Source organism: Bifidobacterium sp. B4079 (genome assembly GCF_026537385.1).
Taxonomy (GTDB): Bacteria; Actinomycetota; Actinomycetes; order Actinomycetales; family Bifidobacteriaceae; genus Bombiscardovia; species Bombiscardovia asteroides_I.
In genome coordinates this window covers 245891-263853 of record NZ_JAFNMH010000003.1, presented here as the reverse complement: position 1 = coordinate 263853, position 17963 = coordinate 245891, and the positions used below count along the sequence as shown (strand labels likewise).

Below are 17963 nucleotides of genomic sequence, written 5' to 3'. Positions count from 1 at the left end.
TCCTATGCTGTTGTTATGCAATCGACTCCGGTGCTCAGCTGGCTACCCAAGATCAAGCCCGCTCGGCCTTGCAGAGACAGGATCATTGCACACAAATATGCATCTTCCTCATAACTGCCAGCGCTCTCTCTAAGCGAAAGGGGAAAGTCTGCAAGAGAACGGCCTGCAACTGAAGGGGCGCTCAATGTCGGAACTGGCTTTGTCTGCTCCCATAACCATTAGTCCAGGACACCTTCAATCAACTCGGTTATCAAGTCATGCATATCCAGGCCGGTGGCCTCCCAGGCCTTGGCATACATGGAGATAGGTGTGAAGCCAGGCATGGTATTGATCTCGTTGACAATGACCCTGCCCTCGGACGTTACAAAGCAGTCGACACGGCTCAGACCGGCGCCGTCCACGGTTCTGAAGGCCTTGGCGGCCAGATCGCGAACCTTCTGAAGAGTCTCCTCTGGCAGGTTCGCGGGAACCTCCACGTGGGATGCGGAAGAATCCACATACTTGCTGTCGAAGTCGTAGAAGGACTCGTCCTGATCAGCCTTGTCCAGCACCACCTCGCCAGGCCAGGCAGTACGTGGCTTTCTGCCCTTGCCGGAGGCGAGCACGGCGCACTCGATCTCACGCCCTTCGACACCCTCCTCTATCAGGACCCGCCAGTCATGCTTTGCCGCCTCGGCGACCGCAGCAGCCAGAGCTTCAGCTAGGGGCTCTTCTACCTTGACCACGCCAAAGCTGGATCCTGCGCGGGAGGGCTTGACGAAGAGCGGGTAATGCAGCTCCGCCTTTTTCACAGCGGCCAACAGGTCGGTCCCAGACCGCTGTTCACGGGAGTCAATCGTGATGCTTGGCGCCACAGGTATGGCGGCTTGACTGAGCAGAATCTTGGTGTAGTGCTTGTCCATGCATGCGGCAGAGGCGAAGACCCCGCATCCTACGTAGGGCAACCCCATCATTTCAAGCAGGCCCTGCAGGGTGCCGTCCTCACCATAGGGGCCATGAAGCACTGGGAAAACCGCGTCAACACGCCCCAACGGCTCCAGGGAACCGACGGTCCTCGTAGGCTCGGCTCCAGAGACCAGGTCGGCATGGTCGCCGATCAGAAACCCATCCCTACCACGAGCCATGTCAAGGATGACCGGGCGGCTGCCTTCGGTTATCTGCACGGATGGCAGACTGGCATCACCCAGACCCCACTGCCTGGGATCCTGGCCGCCAATAGTCCATCGACCGTCCTTGGTGATGCCAATGGGAATGGGCTCGTATCGGTCGGTATCGATGGCATTGAGCACGCCGGCCGCCGACACGCAGGATATGGAATGTTCGTCCGCTCGCCCGCCATAGAGCACTACAACACGTTTCCTGACCATCATTCCTCGTCTTTCCTCATCCTGGACATGAATTCCAGCCTCACGCACCTGCCCTGGGCAGATACATCACTCAAGACAGCAGGATATTCCCTTGGCGGGCGGCAGGGCCTAGTCAGGGCCGCTCATCTACAAGCTTGGCACGAACAAGGCATCTTGGGAAGCTGATGCAGACACCAGACAAGCCAGGCATACCGTCTGATTCGGAAAACCATTCATCGCCGAGCAAAGGGCTGATAGCGCCGGTTTCACAGCCTATCCCTATAGCCTTCAGAATTTTCTGATGGGCATCAGCCTCATTCTGCAGTGATCTGCCCGCCGAACAGCTCGTCAATCATGCCCCGGCAACTCAGGCCCTGATCCAGCACATGGCTCATGGCCGTAGCCAGCGGGGTCGCCACCTTGTAGCGCTTGCCCAGGGCGACGACAGCATCGGTGGTAGGCACGCCCTCGGCGACACCCTTGCTGACGCGAGTGGCTTCCTCAATGCTTTTGCCCTGGCCCAGATTAAAGCCGAAAGTGTAGTTCCTGCTCAGGGACGACCCACAGGTGGCCACCAGGTCGCCGACTCCTGCAAGACCTGCAAAAGTCTTGGACTTGGCACCGCAGGCCTCTCCTAAGGCAGTGAGTTCAGCCAGCCCCCTGGCCTGGATCATGGCGGCCGTGTTCTCCCCGAATCCAGCCCCCCGTGACATCCCCACGGCCAGCGCAGTGACGTTCTTCAGTGACCCGCACATTTCGAGGCCGATCACATCGTCCGAGACGAAGGCCTTGAAATAGTCGGTCGTGCAGGCACGGGCTACTCTCATAGCGGTATCGGCATCAGCGCTGGCAACCACGGTGGCGCTCGGTTCGCGGGCTGCCACCTCCTTGCTCAGGTTGGGGCCGGATACGGCCGCAAACCTGACTGGGGCCAGGTCCAGCGTCTGGCAGACCACCTGATCCATCCGCCTGTCAGTGCCCCGCTCAATCCCTTTCATCAAAGAAACTGCAATGGCATCATGGCCCAACAGACCCTTGAATTCCGTCAAGGCCTCACAGGCGTGCTGAGCTGCTATGGCCACGACCACGATTTCTGCCCCCGAGACAGCCTCGGCCCGGTCACCCTCAGCGTGGATGGCCTCGGGAAGCCTCTTCACATTCGGCAGACGGCGAGCATTCGAATGTTGACTGTTGATTTCGTCCACGACATCCGGGGCGACATCCCACATGACCACCTGATTGCCTGAGTCAGCCAACACTTGGGCAAAAGCGGTTCCCCATGCGCCTGCTCCCAATACCGCGATCTTCGTCATCATTCTCCTTTGCATAATGCCGTGCGCACGGGAACGCCGACTAGCAGCCTTATTCTTGTCCCTACCATCCTATGACACCACCGCCAGACAGGAGGAATTAGAGGTGAGTTCCGGCCTTATTGCTCGCTTCTGGGCCGACGGGTCATGGTCAAGTAGTCGAAGTAACCAGCCTTTGGGGGTTCTTCGCCACGAATCTCGGCCATGACCTCCTCCATACGGTTGCGCAGGCGAACACAGAAGGCATGCACGGACTGCTTGGGGGGTTCCGCACCCCACTGATCCATATCTTCAAGCAGGTCGGAATAGTCAAGGAGCCGGTCATAGCACATGACCACGTTCTTGCGAGGCCATGGCCACTTGTGATTGATCGAAGCCGCCCCCCAGGTGATGCTGGGATACAGAGGAACCATGCGACCCAGCTGCCGCGAGGCCTCCAGAGCGATGAATCCGACCCCGGGCTTGAGCGACATGGGCCACTTCAGGGGGTCACGGGTCACGGTTCCCTCCGGCCAGATGGTCAGTGGCCTGCCGGAGGTGATGATGCCGATCGACTCCTCCTCAATCGACCTGGCCTTGCCGGACTTGCGTTCCACCGGCTGCATGCCCACCATGCAGAACCAGCTGCCAATCATAGGCCAATGGGCCATCTCGGCCTTGGCCATGTAGCGTGGACGACGCCCCTGGTGGAAGAGGGCCATCATGGGAATGAAAACATCGAACTGGGTCACATGGGTGGCTGCGGTGATAAAAGGCCCGGTCTGCGGCACCCGCTCCAGCCCCCAGGCATAGACCCGGCAGGAGTCACGCACCACTTGGGAGACCCCGCGCAGTAGACGGGTGGTGCCCACGGGGTGTTGACCGTCTATCTCGTCCAGGGCCGGGGTGCGGTGTCCAGTGGGATAGTAGCGGGTCGGATCCACCAGCCTGTGCCTTTGGGCCAGCAGGGCCACCTGCTGGTCGGACAAGGAAGGCACCGCAGACCGGGGGGAGGGTTTGCCTTTGGAAGCCATCTATGATGCCTGCCGGATCAGTCGATCTGTGCGTCCAGGGCCAGCAGCTTGTCGCGGAAGTCCTCGTAGCCACGGTCGATCAGGGAGATGCCGTGGACGGTGGAGGGGCCGGAAGCTGTCAGTGCGGCGATCAGGTGACTGAAACCGCCACGCAGGTCGGGCACATCGATGTCCTGGCCGGTCAGCGGGGTGGGCCCGAAGATGACAGCCGAGTGGTTGAAGTTGCGCTGCTGGAAGCGGCAGGGCAGGGACCCCAGGCACTCCTTGTAGAGTTGGATGGTAGCGCCCATCCGAATCAGCGGCTTGGTGAAGCCGAAACGATTCTCATAGACGGTCTCGTGAACGATGGAAAGACCCTTGGCCTGGGTCAGAGCGACCACCAGGGGCTGCTGCCAGTCGGTCATGAACCCGGGGTGCACGTCGGTCTCGATGGCTACGGGCCGCAGGTCGCCGCCCGGATGCCAGAAGCGGATGCCGTCGTCACGTACATCGAACTGGCCGCCTATCTTGCGGAAGACGTTCAAGTAAGTCATCATGTCAGGCTGGTGGGCGCCCTCGACCATGATGTCGCCATGGGTGGCCAAAGCGGCAGAGGCCCAGGAGGCAGCTTCGATCCGGTCGGGCAGGGAAGTATGGGTGAAGCCCTTCAGGGAGGGCACCCCCTCGATGCGGATGGTCCGGTCCACGTCCACGGAGATCTGCGCGCCCATCTTCTGCAGGACCGCCACCAAGTCCATGATTTCGGGTTCGGTCGCAGCCCCTGACAGCTCGGTGCGGCCCTCGGCAAGAACGGCCGCCAGCAGGGTCTGTTCCGTGGCGCCCACAGAAGGGTAAGGCAGGTGGATTTTGGCCCCATGCAGACCATCGGGCGCAGTGATGTGGATGCCGGCCTCATGCTCCTTGTCAACATCGGCCCCTAGCTTACGCAGGGTTTCCAGATGGAAATCAATGGGCCGGCTGCCGATGCGGCAACCGCCCAAGGCGGGGATGAAGGCCTCCCCCATCCGATGCAGAAGCGGACCCGAGAAGAGTATGGGGATTCGGGAGGAGCCGGACAGGGTGTCTACGTCGGCCACGTCGGCCAGCTCCACATGGCTGGCATCGATGGTGACCACGCCCTCCTGCGGGCGGACATCCACCTTGACCCCGTGCAGCCTCAGCAAATCCGAAACGACCTGGACATCACGGATCTCAGGCACATTCTTGAGTACCGAGACACCAGGAGCCAAAAGGGCGGCCACCATAGCCTTGCTGACGAAGTTCTTGGCCCCGCGGACCTGTATGGTGCCATGCAGGGGTCTGCCGCCCACCACATGCAGCACATCATTCTGTGTATTCACCTTGGGCATTTATCGGCTTCTTTCTCGTATCCGCTCAGAGCCGGGCTTTGGCGCGTCATCGGCCCCTATTTGCAAGTCTGCCACAGGGGGTGTGGGGACACCGTGAATTGTCGCCTCAGGCATAGAGCATCCACCCAGTCAGATACTGGTCAGGCGCCGGCTGAAACGAAGGGGATCAGCATCGTGAAGCCCATGATCAGCAGCAGCATGATAAAGAACGGGCAGGCCCAGGCACCATAGACGTTCGTATAGGTGCGGTTTTCCCGCAGAAAAGCGACAATCCGATGACGGCCCAGATAAAGGACCAGGACGGCTGCCAGCATGCCTGCCAGCATCATGAGCACGTTTATGTAGGAGGACATATTGTCACTCATAAAGCCGAGAAGGAGTTCCAACCCGTCGCTGACGACCAGGTTGTTGAACACATGCAGAGCCATGGACCAGAAGATGGAGTATTCGCAGGCCAGATAGCCCAAGAGCAGACCCATAATGAAAGCGAAGAACCCCTGGCCAAGATCGCCATGGAAGAAGCCGAACATAACGGCGGAGGTGACGATGGCGAAGACATGGCCATAGGGCTTCAGCGCGTGCAGGATGGCCCCTCTGAAGACCAGTTCCTCGATGACCGGAGCCAGCAGGCTGACGTAAATAAACATGGGAATGGTACCCGAAGCCTGCTGGATCTGCTCAGTGGTGGTCCAGGACTGCTGCACTCCCAACCGCGCCGTGGTCCAGTCCATGCCTGACTGATACCAGTCAGCCAGGGTCTGCCCAGTCAGCGTCAGCGCAAAGCACCCCAGCAGAACCTGCCAGGTCATGCGATGCAGATCCGTGTGGAAAATGCCCAGAGGGCCTGAATCGCAAATCTGCCGACGTCGTGTGAAGACCAGGAAGCAGAGGCCTGTGCAGGCGGCGATCAGATTGATGGTGCCGCCATACTCCTTGTCGGCATGGCTCGTCACATATACAAATCCCGAGTGGGCAGGCACTGGATCAAACACGGCATTCCACTCCATCTGAGCCAGAACACCGAACAGAAGGCCGACGCTGCTGATGATAAGCAGGTAGACCAGCAGCAGGGCCGCTTGACGGTTGAGCATGCCCCTGGCCGCGCTCATCCATGCGCGATCCGCTGTGCCTCGTCTGGGCTTCTGAGTCTGCCTGATCCCTGACGCGTCGGCTGCCGTCGCTGTCTGCCCCATGTCACCATGCCCTTTCATGATCCTCCGCAGGTTTGGCCGTTCAGCACCGACCTCCAGCTGGTCCAAGTCTACGCCACCAGCGGCGGCACCTATGCGTCATGCTCTAGAGCAGGCCGGGTACGAACTTGAAGATTGCCAGCAGCAGGCAGAGCAGCAAATAGAGCAGGAACCAGGGCTGCCTCCAGGACGCATAGGTCCCCCTAGGGGCTCGATAGCGCCGCCGGTAATCCAAGAGACTGGCGCGGTGCAGGAAGAACATGAGCAACCCAGCCAGCATCAAGACCAGAGCCACTGCCAAAACCAGCAGACGGGCAGTTCGCGAGGCGCTCATCAGATAACGGTTGGGCAGACCGCTGAAGAGCAGATCGCCGACCACACGGGCTCCGATGGCCCAGATCAGACCATACTCCAGGGAGCAGTATCCCAATGCCAGCCCCAGCAGGAAGATCCAAAGCCCAGAGACCGGATCACACTGCAGCAGGGCGCAAAGCAGGGATGAGGTCAGAATGGCAAAGACCCGGCCAAACCGACGCAGTCCGTTGAGGATGATGCCACGGAAAACCAGCTCCTCAGCCAAGGGAACCGCCAGGAGGGCATACAGGGCCATCATCGGCGAGGACGCGCCTGTGACCAGCAGGCTGCGCGAGGCCAAGGAGGGGATGTGCAGAAGCAGACAGAAGTGGTTGAAGAACTTGTTCAGTTCATGGACCATCCCCTGGCCGAGCAGGAGAACTGCTATAAGAGCCAGCAGAGCCGCCAGCGTCATTCTTCTATCTGTGCGCCAATGGACGGCGTCCTCTCTTCGCCGATCCTCACCTCGAATAACGCTCCACTCTGAAATGCAGGCATAGGTCAGCGCCAGCAGGACCGACAGGAGGGTGATTCCATCGGATAGGAAGGCTATGGATCCGGGGTCTTTGACCTGTTCCATGATGGCAGGCAGAATCATCCCCGAACCGACCATGAGCACCAGAACGGATATGGCCAGGTAGACGAAAGCGAAGGCGGCCTGCCCGTTGACGGCATGAAGAACCCCCGAACTGGCTGTGTAGGCGGTGGACTTTTGGGCAGCGGGCTTAGCCGTCTGCGATTCTGCCCGACCTTGGGATTGGGCCGCAACTGCAGCAGCTGGCTTGGCAGCATCAAGTTCACTTGGAACAGCAATCGGCTGTGAACCGACCGGCACCGGACGGCTTGCGCCTGCGACGGGTGCTGCCGAAGCATTGGAAACGCCCCTGGGGGCTGTCGGCTCGACTGAAGGACGGGTGCGGTTACGAGCAGATCGCCGCTTGGACGGCCGACGGGCTTCTCCACTTCTTTCATGGCCTCTGGCGGGAAGGCCGAGATGAAGACCCCCGAAACGCTTGCGAAAACCACGCGAAGAGCCGGACGGCTTGGTTGCGTCCGTCGCGGCATCCTCGGTCTCGGCCGACTCGGCCTTGGCAGCCACGGCAGCTGCAGCAGCCTCGGCAGCCTTGGCAGCAAGAGCTACCGAAGCACCCGGAGAGGATGCGGACGTCGGCGAAGATGCAAACTGGACAACCGACTGCGTCCCTGGAGCTGCGTTCACAGCCTCAGAAGTTCCGGAGGGAGCAGACTGAACGGCAATGCCTTCTTGGCCGGTCTGCAGGGGCTGACCGACACGATCCTTCTGCGCGAGCGCAGTCCCCTGTCCGTCAATAGCCTTTGACGAAACGACCCGACCACCGGAACCGTTACCGGCGACTGCAGTAGGCTGGACAACTACCCGTGGAGTCGAACAGACCCGACGTCCATGATGATCGGCTTCGCTGACCGCGGATCGTGTACCAGCATCATTCTCCGCTGGAGCCGACGAACCAGTGACCAGGGAATCCCAGTCCGCATCCGAGCGACGGACAACGACTGGTCGGTCGGCGAATACCACGGAAGTTGCAGGTGCAGAGACCTCCGAACCCGGTTTCGCAGACATCGAATCCTCAGAACCAGAGGCCGATGGCGTTCCGGCCGTGGTCACCGATTTGGGTTCAGCTGTATCGACTGAAGAAGGAGCGGGAGCAGAAGCTTTTGAAGACTCCTGCTCAGCCTTGGAAGGTGCCAGAGCAGCTGAATTGACGGCATTGGCAGATGACGCAGGAACGGATGAAGTCTTGGCCACGAAAGCTGCAGGTTTGCCTGCACGGGTGCTTGCGGAGGGCTTACGACGCTTGGGCATATTCCAAGAGAAGACCGGACCTTTGTTCGTCTCGGGCTTGGTCCAGGACCAGACGACCTTGACCGCAGGCTGCTCCTGCTGTGCCGGGGTCTCTTTGGCCGTCCCGGTGGCCCTGGAAGCCTCCAGCTCTCGACGAACCACCACGCGCCGCGGGGACGGCTCCTGGCTAGAATCCTTCCCGCCGTGCTCATCAGCTGGCAGGCCTGTCGGAAGAAACGCGGGAACTTCCGGTTGACTGGCCATGGTGACCGAGTTCAAAAAATTATAGGATCCGGGAAGCACCGAAGGTCGTTCACCGACTGGCAGGGCACCCTTGTGCCCCTTGCCACCGGCTCCTTCATCACCCAGAACCGCCGTCTTCCTATGAGCTATCCGCCCCGGGTAGGCCAATCCATCATCCACGGCCTCCCCCGGCAGGCTCAAGGGTGGCAGGTCGACGGATCCTTCCTCATAATCCCAGTGGCGTGCGTAGTCCTTGCTGGCACTGTGGGTTGCGGTCATGAGGGCAATAGAGGAGCGCGACACTTTCCAGCGCCCCTGATCGCTTTGGGCATCGGCAGACTCGCTGCCGCTGCTGCGATCCTCATCATCCCTCATCCGTCGATGATCCTTCCCCTTCATGCACTACCGTACGGCCGTCAAGGACGTCCAGCGACACGAACCTTTCCCCGTCTTCTTATCATGACACCGCACATCCGAGTCTAGCCCGACCCCGCCCTTCCCTCGACAGAACCCCGACAACGGGCCGGCATTATCGACTGCCCGGTCAAGCCAGCCCCGGCACGAATTCGCTCAGGGCCATCAGCAGGCATGCCAGGCAGAAGAGCAGGAACCAGGGCGCCTTCCAGGAAGCGTATATCCCCTTGGGAGCGCGATTGCTGCGGCAGTAATCACGGAGAGACCTAATCTTGAACAGCAGTCCGACGACTCCGGTCAGCAACACCAGGATCATGAGCAGACCTAGGCCGATGCGAACCACCTCGGGTGCCAGGGACATGTACTTGGCCAGCAGACCTGAAGAGAAGGCATTGTTGAGCATGTGCACCAGCAGGGACCAGACCAGCCCGTACTCCATGGCCAGATAGCCCAGAACCAAACCGGAGATGAAACCGAACAGACCCTGAACCAAGGAACCATGCATGAAGCCGAAAAGCAGAGAAGAGGTAATAATGGCAAATACTCGACCAAAGCGGCGCAGGCCGTTCATGATGACCCCACGAAAGACCAGCTCCTCGGCAAAGGGCCCCAAAAGAATGCCATAGAAGAGCATGATCGGCGTATCCATGCCCCCGTCGTCAGACGCGGTCGGCGGATGCAGACCAGTACCGGAGAGAATGGCACTTAATCCGGAGTTAGCCGCCCCGGCCACAAGCTGACTGAGGAAGAAGCAGGCCAGGGCGATGATCAACGCCAGCAGGCTGAATCTGCGCGCAGTGACCCAACGCACCTGGTCCTGGCCATGCCGTTCATGGCCTACGATGACCGGCCATTGACTGATCAAGGCAAACAGCAGGGCCAGCACCACGGAGATAACCACTGTCCGGTCCGACAAAGGACCGTTGTACTGCTCCTTGGAAGCGTGTGGGAAGAGAGCAGGCAGAACCACCTTGCCTCCCAGAAGGCCTGCCAGAGTCTCAATGGCCACATAAATGAAAGCAAAAGCACTTAGGGCATTCACTGCCTGTCTGACGCCCCAGTTGTGCACATCACCGCTGCTGTGCCTCATGATAATCGCCCCTCTTTGTTTGCCAGCCGGTCACAGTCGACCAATGACTGGCACATTCCATGGTAGGCGAAGAGGGAGCGAATGACTTCCATATAAAGGCGCTCGGCCCGTCGGTCAGATGATGCCGCGGTCAGCCAGGGGACCAGGCCAGTCGATTTGACTCTCCCTGGCTGAAGTGACTGGCTCTTCGGGCATGTGCCGGGCCGGCAGGGTACGCGGCTTGAAGGGGAATCGCTCAGCCCGCATGCGCTCATAGGCACGGATGTCATCCTCGTGCTGCAGGGTCAGATCGATGTCGTCGTAGCCGTTCATGAGCCGCCATCGCACATAGTCGTCCACCTGGAAGGGCAGGGTCACATCCGCGCAGGTAACCGTGCGAGCGCCCAGGTCCACGGTCATCTCGGCGCCGGGGTCCTCCTCCAGGAGCTTCCAGAGCAACTCCACTGATTCCTGGGGCATGATGGCGGCCAGGACCCCGTTCTTGGCGGTGTTCCCATAGAAGATGTCAGCAAAACGGGGGGCGATGACCACGCGGAAGCCATAGTCCCGCAGAGCCCAGACCGCATGCTCGCGCGAGGATCCGATGCCGAAATCCGGCCCGGCCACCAGGATGCGGGCACCTGAATATTCGGGCCTGTTGAGTATGAAATTCGGATCCCTTCGCCAGGCGTAGAAGAGCGCATCTTCGAAGCCGGTCTTCTGCACCCGCTTCAGGAACACGGCGGGGATGATCTGATCAGTGTCGACGTTGGAGCGGCGCAAGGGCACCCCTACCCCGGTTACAACGGAAAGTGGCTCCATGATAACCTCCTGCCTTCTGGATGGCGATGACGATGGCGATGGCGAACGATTGATGACTTACAGATCGGCCGGGGAGCAGATGGCTCCCTTGATGGCCGTCGCAGCAGCCACCTCGGGCGAGGCCAGATGCGTCCTGCCGCCCTTGCCCTGACGACCCTGGAAGTTGCGGTTGGATGTGGAAATGGAACGCTCCCCCGGCACCAGCTGGTCGGGATTCATTCCCAGGCACATGGAGCAGCCGGCGTTGCGCCATTCGGCTCCGAAGTCCTCGAAGATGCGGTCCAGCCCCTCCTTCTCGGCCTGAATGCGAACTCGCGAAGAGGCCGGCACCACCAGGACGCGATGGAGGTTCTTGGCCTTGTGATGCCCCTTCATGATGGCCGCTGCCGCGCGAAGATCCTCGATGCGTCCGTTGGTGCAGGAGCCAATAAACACGGTGTCCACGGCGATGTCCCGGATGGGCATCCCCGGCTTCAGCCCCATGTAGTCGATGGCCTCCTGGGCCGCCTGGCGCTTAGCCGGGTCGGCGATCTTTTCTGGCACAGGCACATCAGCTGCGATGGGCAGGCCCTGTCCGGGGTTGGTGCCCCAGGTCACGTAGGGGGTCAGCTGGTCGGCATCCAGGATGACCTCCTTGTCGAAGGCTGCATCCGGATCGGTGGGCAGAGTCCGCCAGTAGTCCAGGGCCTGATCCCACATGGCCCCCTTGGGGGCGTGCGGCCGACCCTCCAAGTAGGCGAAAGTGGTCTCGTCGGGTGCGATCATCCCAGCCCTCGCCCCGGCCTCTATGGACATGTTGCAGATGGTCATGCGCGCATCCATAGACATACGCCGAATGGCGTCACCCCGATATTCCAGAACGTGTCCTTGGCCGCCGCCAGTGCCGATCCTGGCTATGACTGCCAGGATGACATCCTTGGCGCTCACGCCCGGCTTGAGCTGGCCGCGGACGGTGATGGCCATGGTCTTGAAAGGCTTCAGACTCAGGGTCTGGGTGGCCAGAACATGCTCCACCTCGGAGGTTCCGACGCCGAAGGCCAAAGCCCCAAAGGCCCCGTGGGTCGAGGTATGCGAATCGCCGCAGACGATGGTCATGCCGGGCTGGGTCAACCCCAGAAGGGGTGCAAAGGCATGGACGATGCCCTGGTCCGCATCTCCCAATGGATGCAGGCGGACCCCGAACTCGCGACAGTTGCGCTCCAAGGTGGAGATCTGCAAAGCCGAGACCCTGTCGGCGATGGGCCGATCGATGTCGATGGTAGGGGTGTTGTGGTCCTCGGTGGCTATGACCTGGTCCAAGTGGCGGATCTTCCGGCCTGCCAGACGCAGTCCCTCGAAGGCCTGTGGACTGGTCACCTCATGCATGAGCTGCAGATCGATGTAGATCAGATCGGGCTCGCCTCCCTGGCCCTTCCTGACCAAATGGTCAGCCCAGACCTTTTCCGCCATTGTGCGTCCCATATCGCCTCCTACAAGCCTGCACCGGCCAGGGCGCCAACCTCGCCGGCTCCCCGTCGGCCTTTCATCACCGAGTATGGAACTGCCCAACGATTATGAACTTTTGCATTTCATATACTGAGATGGCATAATTCAACCATGGACACACCTTCTAAGAACGACGACAGATTTCCTTCGGCGAATGATCAGAACCTGCATCAGGAGGAGATTCATTCGGGCGTCGGCGTTCTGGACAAGACGGTGCGGATTCTGGATACTTTGGAGACCGGACCCATGACTCTGGGCCAGCTGGTCAACGCGACCGGATTGGCCCGACCCACGGCCCACCGACTGGCCATCGCCTTGGAGCGCCACCGTTTCGTGCTGCGGGACGCGCATGGCCGCTTTGTCCTGGGCTCCCGCTTCGCCGAGCTGGCCGCTGCCGCCGGCGAAGACCGCCTGCTGACCGCCTCAGGGCCCATCCTGCATACACTGCTTACCCGTTCGGGCGAGTCGGCCCAGATTTTCCGCCGCCAAGGCGAGGTCCGGATCTGCATCGCCGCAGTGGAACGCGCCTCCGGCCTGCGTGACTCCATCCCCGTAGGCGCTCTGCTGTCCATGGAGGCCGGGTCGGCTGCACAGATTCTGCTGGCTTGGGAGGAGCCCGAGCGCCTTCATCAGGGTCTGAGACATGCCAAGTTCAACACGGCCACATTGGCCACGGTCCGCAAGCGCGGCTGGGCCGAGTCCATCAACGAGCGAGAAGAGGGGGTATGCTCCATTTCGGCCCCAATCCGCAACGGATCCGGACAAGTCATGGCAGCCATATCCATCTCCGGGCCTGTCAACCGCATGTCCACCACGCCGGGAAGGCGATACGCCCCTCTGGTCATGGCCGCTGGCAAATACCTGACCGAAGCCCTGCTGCGAGCCTCATCCCCCGCCCATCACAGGGTCTGAGCGGATTCCTGGCTCTTCACGGCCGCCTGGTGGAGCGCCAAGAGGCAATCAGCCCCGCCAGGGCCGTCAGGCCACCTGCCAGGAATCCGGGACGACGCAGCAGATTGACCGCATCCCCAGTAGAGGTAGGCACATGGCTCATGGCGAAGGTATAGACCTTGTGGGATCCGGGCCGTCCCACCAATTGGCCGAATTCCAGGAGTTGGGTGCGCGGATTATGGGGATGGCGAATGTCGAACTCGAAGAGCCGTGCCGCCCGCTTGCCGGGCACCGGTCCATAGGAGCCAAATCCGCATGTGGGCGTTGCCCCCAGAGTCAGGTCACCACTGCGTCCGACGAAGCCATTGCGATGGTCATGCCCGGCGAAGAGAGCAAAGTAGCCGCCGTCGCGGGTCAGCAGGTCATACTCCCCGCTGTCCTCGTCCGGACAGGAGACGCCCTCGCCCAGGTAGGAGCCCGGGCAGGTGCGCGATTCATCCAGGATGTAGCAATGGGAGTCGAAGCTTCGGTAGCCCTGGACCGCATAAGCCGTAGTGGCCGGCACTGGCTTAAGCAGATCATAGAACTGGGGAATTGGCATGTGCTGGAACACCATGGATCGGTTGCCTAAGAGATCCGGGACGGCCGCCAGGAAGTCCAGGGCCTGGGCCGAAGGGGGGCCATAGCCGCCGGAGCGGGCATAGTCGCCGGAGTCCAGCAGGACCAGACCCATGACCACCCCATGACCGTCGCAATCCGCCACTGGCAGGGCGAAAGTGCCTGGGGCACAGACGAAGGCCGTCTGGGAGGGCAGGGCCGATCCGATCAACGCGTGGACCCGATCCGGATGGGCGACCGTAGCCTCTGGGTTCAGACAACCGGGCACTTCCCGGTAGATGGCATCCATCTGATCGGTGTCTAGGCCACACTGGAAGTCGTGATTGCCATAGGTAACAACGAAGGGAATCCCCCGTTCTACCAGCGGGCCGGTGATCAGACCGACGGTTCTGCGGACCAGGTCCTCGGTGTGCTTGATATTCTGCCGACGTACAGGCTCGGCACCCCTGCCGGTCTCTCCATGCTCCGATCCCCGGCGGCCCGCAGCCGCTTGGCCATTCTGGGGCTTGGAGGAGCGCCTCAGCGAGGCTCCCCCCAGTCCCAGGGCGCCGCCCATGCTCAGACCTGCTGAGTAGATGCCATCCAGGGGAGTACTCCAACGCCTCTTGCGGAAGGTGTGCTCGTAGGCCGTGTCGTAACCGGCCACCTGGTTGCCCGAGAAGACCACCAGATCAGGCCTGGCTGCATCACAGGCCGCGCCTATCAGCCTGATCGTGTCCGTAGAGACCTTGGGGCCCTCCTGGACATCGGCCAATTGCAAAAGTCTGAACTTGCCCGAGTGATGGAACTGAAGTCGCCCTAGCCGGGCCGAAACGGACAGCGGTCGATCATGCCCTGCCTCGCCGCCTTGTGGGCAGGCCTGATACGCGTGGTAATGCTGACTCATATATCCCAGCCTACTTCACCTGGCTTCGGCCCTCGCCCGATCTGTGCAACCACTTCCCAGAAATGGCCCGTGAAGATGGCATCCTTCACCCTAGGCCGGAGCATCGCCGCAGCGCGGCGGCAGAATGGTGTGAGATTGGCCACATTGGCCACAGCGGCAGCCAGGACCGGGCCAATGATCTCCAGGCATGGTCTTGTACTTGGTATATTGAATATGTTGCGGTTCTCAACAAGCGAGAGGGAGCATACCTCCATGGCAGAAGGACAAGGGCTCCTGTTGCGCAAGGATCTTGAGCGGGTCGTCGACCGCCTGCACCAAGAGCGCACCCATGTGGCTCCCTATCAGGAGGATTACCGTCGACTGCTGGACAACCACGGCAAGATGATCCGAGCCGCTATGGTGGTCCTCTTTGCCCGAGCCGGCACCAGCACTGAAGGACCGGTGGACGACACTGTCATCACCGGCGCAGCCGCCATCGAGATGCTCCATCTGGCCACGCTGGTTCACGACGACGTTCTGGACAGTGCCCCCATCCGCCGCAACAAGCCTACGGTCCACACCATCCGAGGCAACAAGGCCGCCATCTATCTGGGAGATCTGATCCTCTCGCGCTACATGGAGATCATGGCCTCCATAGCCCCTGATACAGCCTTTATCAGGGAGCAGGCCGGCACAGTCTGCGAAATTGTAGGCGGGGAGCTTTATCAGGAGTCCGACCGCCACCACACCCAGATAACCATAGACGACTACGACCGAGCCATCTCCGGCAAAACGGCGGCCCTCTTCCGCCTGGCCTGCCTGACCGGGATCCGCCTCGACGGCCAGCCAACCGACCCGGCACTGGAACGGACTGCCCGAAACTTCGGCAGTAATCTGGGTATGGCCTTCCAAATCATCGACGACATCAATGATTTTGATCTGGATCACGACACCGGCAAGCCCAAGCTGGAGGATATCCGCGATGGGATCTACACTCTGCCGGTTCTGCTGGGATTCCAGGAGGATGAAAACTTCAGAACACTGGTCCAGCAAGACGATCCTGTCCAGGTGGTCGCCTACTTCAGAAGCCATCCCCACCTGATGGAGAGCAGTCGGCAAACAGCCAAAGACTATCTGCGGCGTGCTGCAGACAGTCTGGAGGATTCCCCCGTGGCCAAAGGCGTGCGCGACCTGCTTCAGGGCATGGCAACTACGATGACCGCTCAGATCTGACCGAATCGGCACTACCAAACGAGAGGGAGCGAAGCCGGTCGGATATCATGCATATGCCGAGCATTCGCTAAAACATTCGCTTCATGCTCGGGATTGCCCCCCACTGACGCCAAGGCCTGATGACAGCAAAGCCCCCGTCCCGAACCGTGAGGTCCGAAACGGGGGCTTGCCGAAGGGGAAGAGAGGGTGGGCCAGCTAGCCAGCCAGCCGTCAGGCCAAGGCCACCCGGGCGGGAGTGCCATGCACCTTGGCGGTCTGCGGCCCATTGCCGTCATCCGGCCGGTAGAAGGGTCCCTGGTGCAGGGTCCTCCTGGTATAGAAGACCATGACTCCGCCCAGTACCAGGAAGAGGAGGAAATAGACAGTGCAGGTGAAGAGCAGGTTTGGTACCGTGCTCGTCGGCGAAACTCCATCGGCAATGGTCTGGAAACCGTAGACCAGCCATGGATATCGTCCAAGCTCCGTCACCAGCCAGCCGCTGGTCGTGGCCACGAAGGGGACGAAAGTAAAGATACCCATGATCCAGAGCTTCCAACGAGTGGTGAACAGCGTGTTCTTCTTCTTGCGGGTAAACCAAAGCACCAATGCGGATATCAGAGCGAAGGCAAAGCCGACTCCGGCCATCAGGCGGAAGACCCAGAAAAGGGTGGCGGCCGGTACGTAGTAGTTCATATCCTTGCCATACTTGGCATCATACTTCTCGTGCAGCTCCTTGTTGATGGTGTTCATGCCCTTGACGGCCCCTGTGCTCTTGCCGTAAGCCAGTATGGACATGGCGCCTGGAACCTCGACAGACCCGTCGACCTTGTGATCCTTCTCGTTGACCAAAGCCACAACCGTCCAGGGGGCAGGATCGCCGGTATCCTCGTAGATGCCCTCAGTGGCGGCCAGCTTCATCGGTTGATCGGTCACGATGTACTTGCCCTGCAGATCACCATAGGTAATCACGCAGATGGAGCCGATCAGCCCCATCAGGGCGGCCAGACGGATGGACTTGGTGAAGAAGTTGACCTTGGCCTGCTTACCGGAGTCAGCCTCTACAGCAGCCACGGCCTTATCCTTGTTGCCCAGATGCATCCTCAGCAGGCTGAAGGCGCTGCAGCCCATGACCACAAAGGCCCCTGTGCAGACGGCAGCGAAGAAGACGTGGGGGAATTCTATCCATAACTGGGGGTTGGATACCACCGCGCCGAAATCGGTCAGACGCACATGGCCGGTGGCCTGGTTGATCTCGAAGCCGACCGGATGCTGCATGAAGCTGTTGGCAGCTAGAATCCAGATGGCCGACATGGATGAGCCCAGGAAGGTCAGCCAGATGAAGACCGCATGCACAGCCGGCTTGAAGCGGTTCCAAGTGAACATCCACACACCGATGAATGTGGATTCCAGGAAGAAGGCCAGCAAGGCTTCGATGGCCAATGGGGCGCCGAAGATATCACCCATGAACCTGGAGTAGTTGGACCAGTTCATGCCGAACTGGAACTCCTGGATGATCCCAGTGACCACGCCGACTGCGAAGGAGAGCAGGAAGATCTTGGACCAGAACATGGTCATCTTCTTGTAGACATCCTTCTTGGTCACCACATAGATGGTCTCCATGATCGCGACCGCCAGGGACAGACCGATGGTCATAGGGACATAGAAGAAGTGGAATATCGTCGTCATGGCGAACTGGAATCTAGACAATCCCAATACAGTGAACATCGTTCCTCCCAATCTCTGCAGTGATTCGTCGGGCGTGAGTGCGCGGGTCGAATCCGAACGGATTCAGATGTGACCGGACTTCTTGCCTACGAAAGCCTTTTGGCCCTCCCCGGCTTAGCGATCCTGCCGCTTCTCCGGGCTTCGGCTTCCATACCGTACAGTCCATGAACTGTCGGCATGCAACAACCAGCAGGGAAGCCATCCGCCAAGATCGACGACCTGGCAACCGCGCAAA

Annotated in this window: 13 protein-coding genes; 2 read left to right on the top strand and 11 right to left on the bottom strand. The window is 60.5% G+C overall.

Annotation, left to right across the window (positions count from 1 at the left end):
- Positions 1 to 218 precede the first annotated feature (218 nt).
- The 9 genes from J3T95_RS07735 to leuC form a co-directional block, all read right to left on the bottom strand.
- A complete protein-coding gene (locus J3T95_RS07735; protein WP_267451051.1) occupies positions 219 to 1367 on the bottom strand; it encodes a D-alanine--D-alanine ligase family protein in 1149 nt (382 codons plus the stop codon).
- Between the two features lie 293 nt (positions 1368 to 1660).
- Positions 1661 to 2659 carry an NAD(P)H-dependent glycerol-3-phosphate dehydrogenase gene (locus J3T95_RS07730; protein ID WP_220237352.1) on the bottom strand — a complete coding sequence of 333 codons (999 nt, stop codon included), beginning with the start codon at positions 2657 to 2659 and terminating at the stop codon, positions 1661 to 1663.
- A 116-nt stretch (positions 2660 to 2775) separates the two neighbouring features.
- Complete coding sequence (locus J3T95_RS07725) at positions 2776 to 3669, bottom strand: lysophospholipid acyltransferase family protein (RefSeq protein WP_267451019.1); 894 nt, start codon at positions 3667 to 3669, stop codon at positions 2776 to 2778.
- A gap of 17 nt (positions 3670 to 3686) precedes the next feature.
- Positions 3687 to 5018: a UDP-N-acetylglucosamine 1-carboxyvinyltransferase gene (gene murA, locus J3T95_RS07720; RefSeq protein ID WP_267451018.1), complete on the bottom strand. Its 1332-nt coding sequence runs from the start codon at positions 5016 to 5018 to the stop codon at positions 3687 to 3689.
- 140 nt (positions 5019 to 5158) lie between these two features.
- The gene (locus J3T95_RS07715; protein ID WP_267451017.1) at positions 5159 to 6211 is read right to left on the bottom strand and encodes a CPBP family intramembrane glutamic endopeptidase; all 1053 of its coding nucleotides are present in this window, start codon (positions 6209 to 6211) and stop codon (positions 5159 to 5161) included.
- 103 nt (positions 6212 to 6314) lie between these two features.
- Complete coding sequence (locus tag J3T95_RS07710; protein WP_267451016.1) at positions 6315 to 9002, bottom strand: CPBP family glutamic-type intramembrane protease; 2688 nt, start codon at positions 9000 to 9002, stop codon at positions 6315 to 6317.
- 169 nt (positions 9003 to 9171) lie between these two features.
- Complete coding sequence (locus tag J3T95_RS07705; RefSeq protein WP_267451015.1) at positions 9172 to 10131, bottom strand: CPBP family intramembrane glutamic endopeptidase; 960 nt, start codon at positions 10129 to 10131, stop codon at positions 9172 to 9174.
- Positions 10132 to 10245: 114 nt separating this feature from the next.
- Entirely contained in the window at positions 10246 to 10932 is a 687-nt protein-coding gene (gene leuD, locus J3T95_RS07700; RefSeq protein WP_220236830.1) for a 3-isopropylmalate dehydratase small subunit, read from the bottom strand.
- Positions 10933 to 10989: 57 nt separating this feature from the next.
- The gene (gene leuC, locus J3T95_RS07695) at positions 10990 to 12393 is read right to left on the bottom strand and encodes a 3-isopropylmalate dehydratase large subunit (RefSeq protein ID WP_267451014.1); all 1404 of its coding nucleotides are present in this window, start codon (positions 12391 to 12393) and stop codon (positions 10990 to 10992) included.
- 135 nt (positions 12394 to 12528) lie between these two features.
- Here leuC and J3T95_RS07690 point away from each other — a divergent pair, with 135 nt between their 5' ends.
- Complete coding sequence (locus J3T95_RS07690; RefSeq protein WP_258561538.1) at positions 12529 to 13329, top strand: IclR family transcriptional regulator; 801 nt, start codon at positions 12529 to 12531, stop codon at positions 13327 to 13329.
- A 16-nt stretch (positions 13330 to 13345) separates the two neighbouring features.
- On the opposite strand, the gene J3T95_RS07685 is transcribed toward J3T95_RS07690, so the two are convergent.
- Entirely contained in the window at positions 13346 to 14812 is a 1467-nt protein-coding gene (locus J3T95_RS07685; RefSeq protein ID WP_267444708.1) for a serine/threonine protein phosphatase, read from the bottom strand.
- Positions 14813 to 15064: 252 nt separating this feature from the next.
- Between J3T95_RS07685 and J3T95_RS07680 the strand changes: the two genes are divergently transcribed.
- The gene (locus tag J3T95_RS07680; RefSeq protein WP_267451013.1) at positions 15065 to 16024 is read left to right on the top strand and encodes a polyprenyl synthetase family protein; all 960 of its coding nucleotides are present in this window, start codon (positions 15065 to 15067) and stop codon (positions 16022 to 16024) included.
- A gap of 210 nt (positions 16025 to 16234) precedes the next feature.
- Here J3T95_RS07680 and J3T95_RS07675 read toward each other — a convergent pair whose 3' ends face one another.
- On the bottom strand, positions 16235 to 17728 hold the full coding sequence (locus J3T95_RS07675; protein WP_267451012.1) for a cytochrome ubiquinol oxidase subunit I: 1494 nt from the start codon (positions 17726 to 17728) through the stop codon (positions 16235 to 16237).
- Positions 17729 to 17963: the final 235 nt, after the last annotated feature.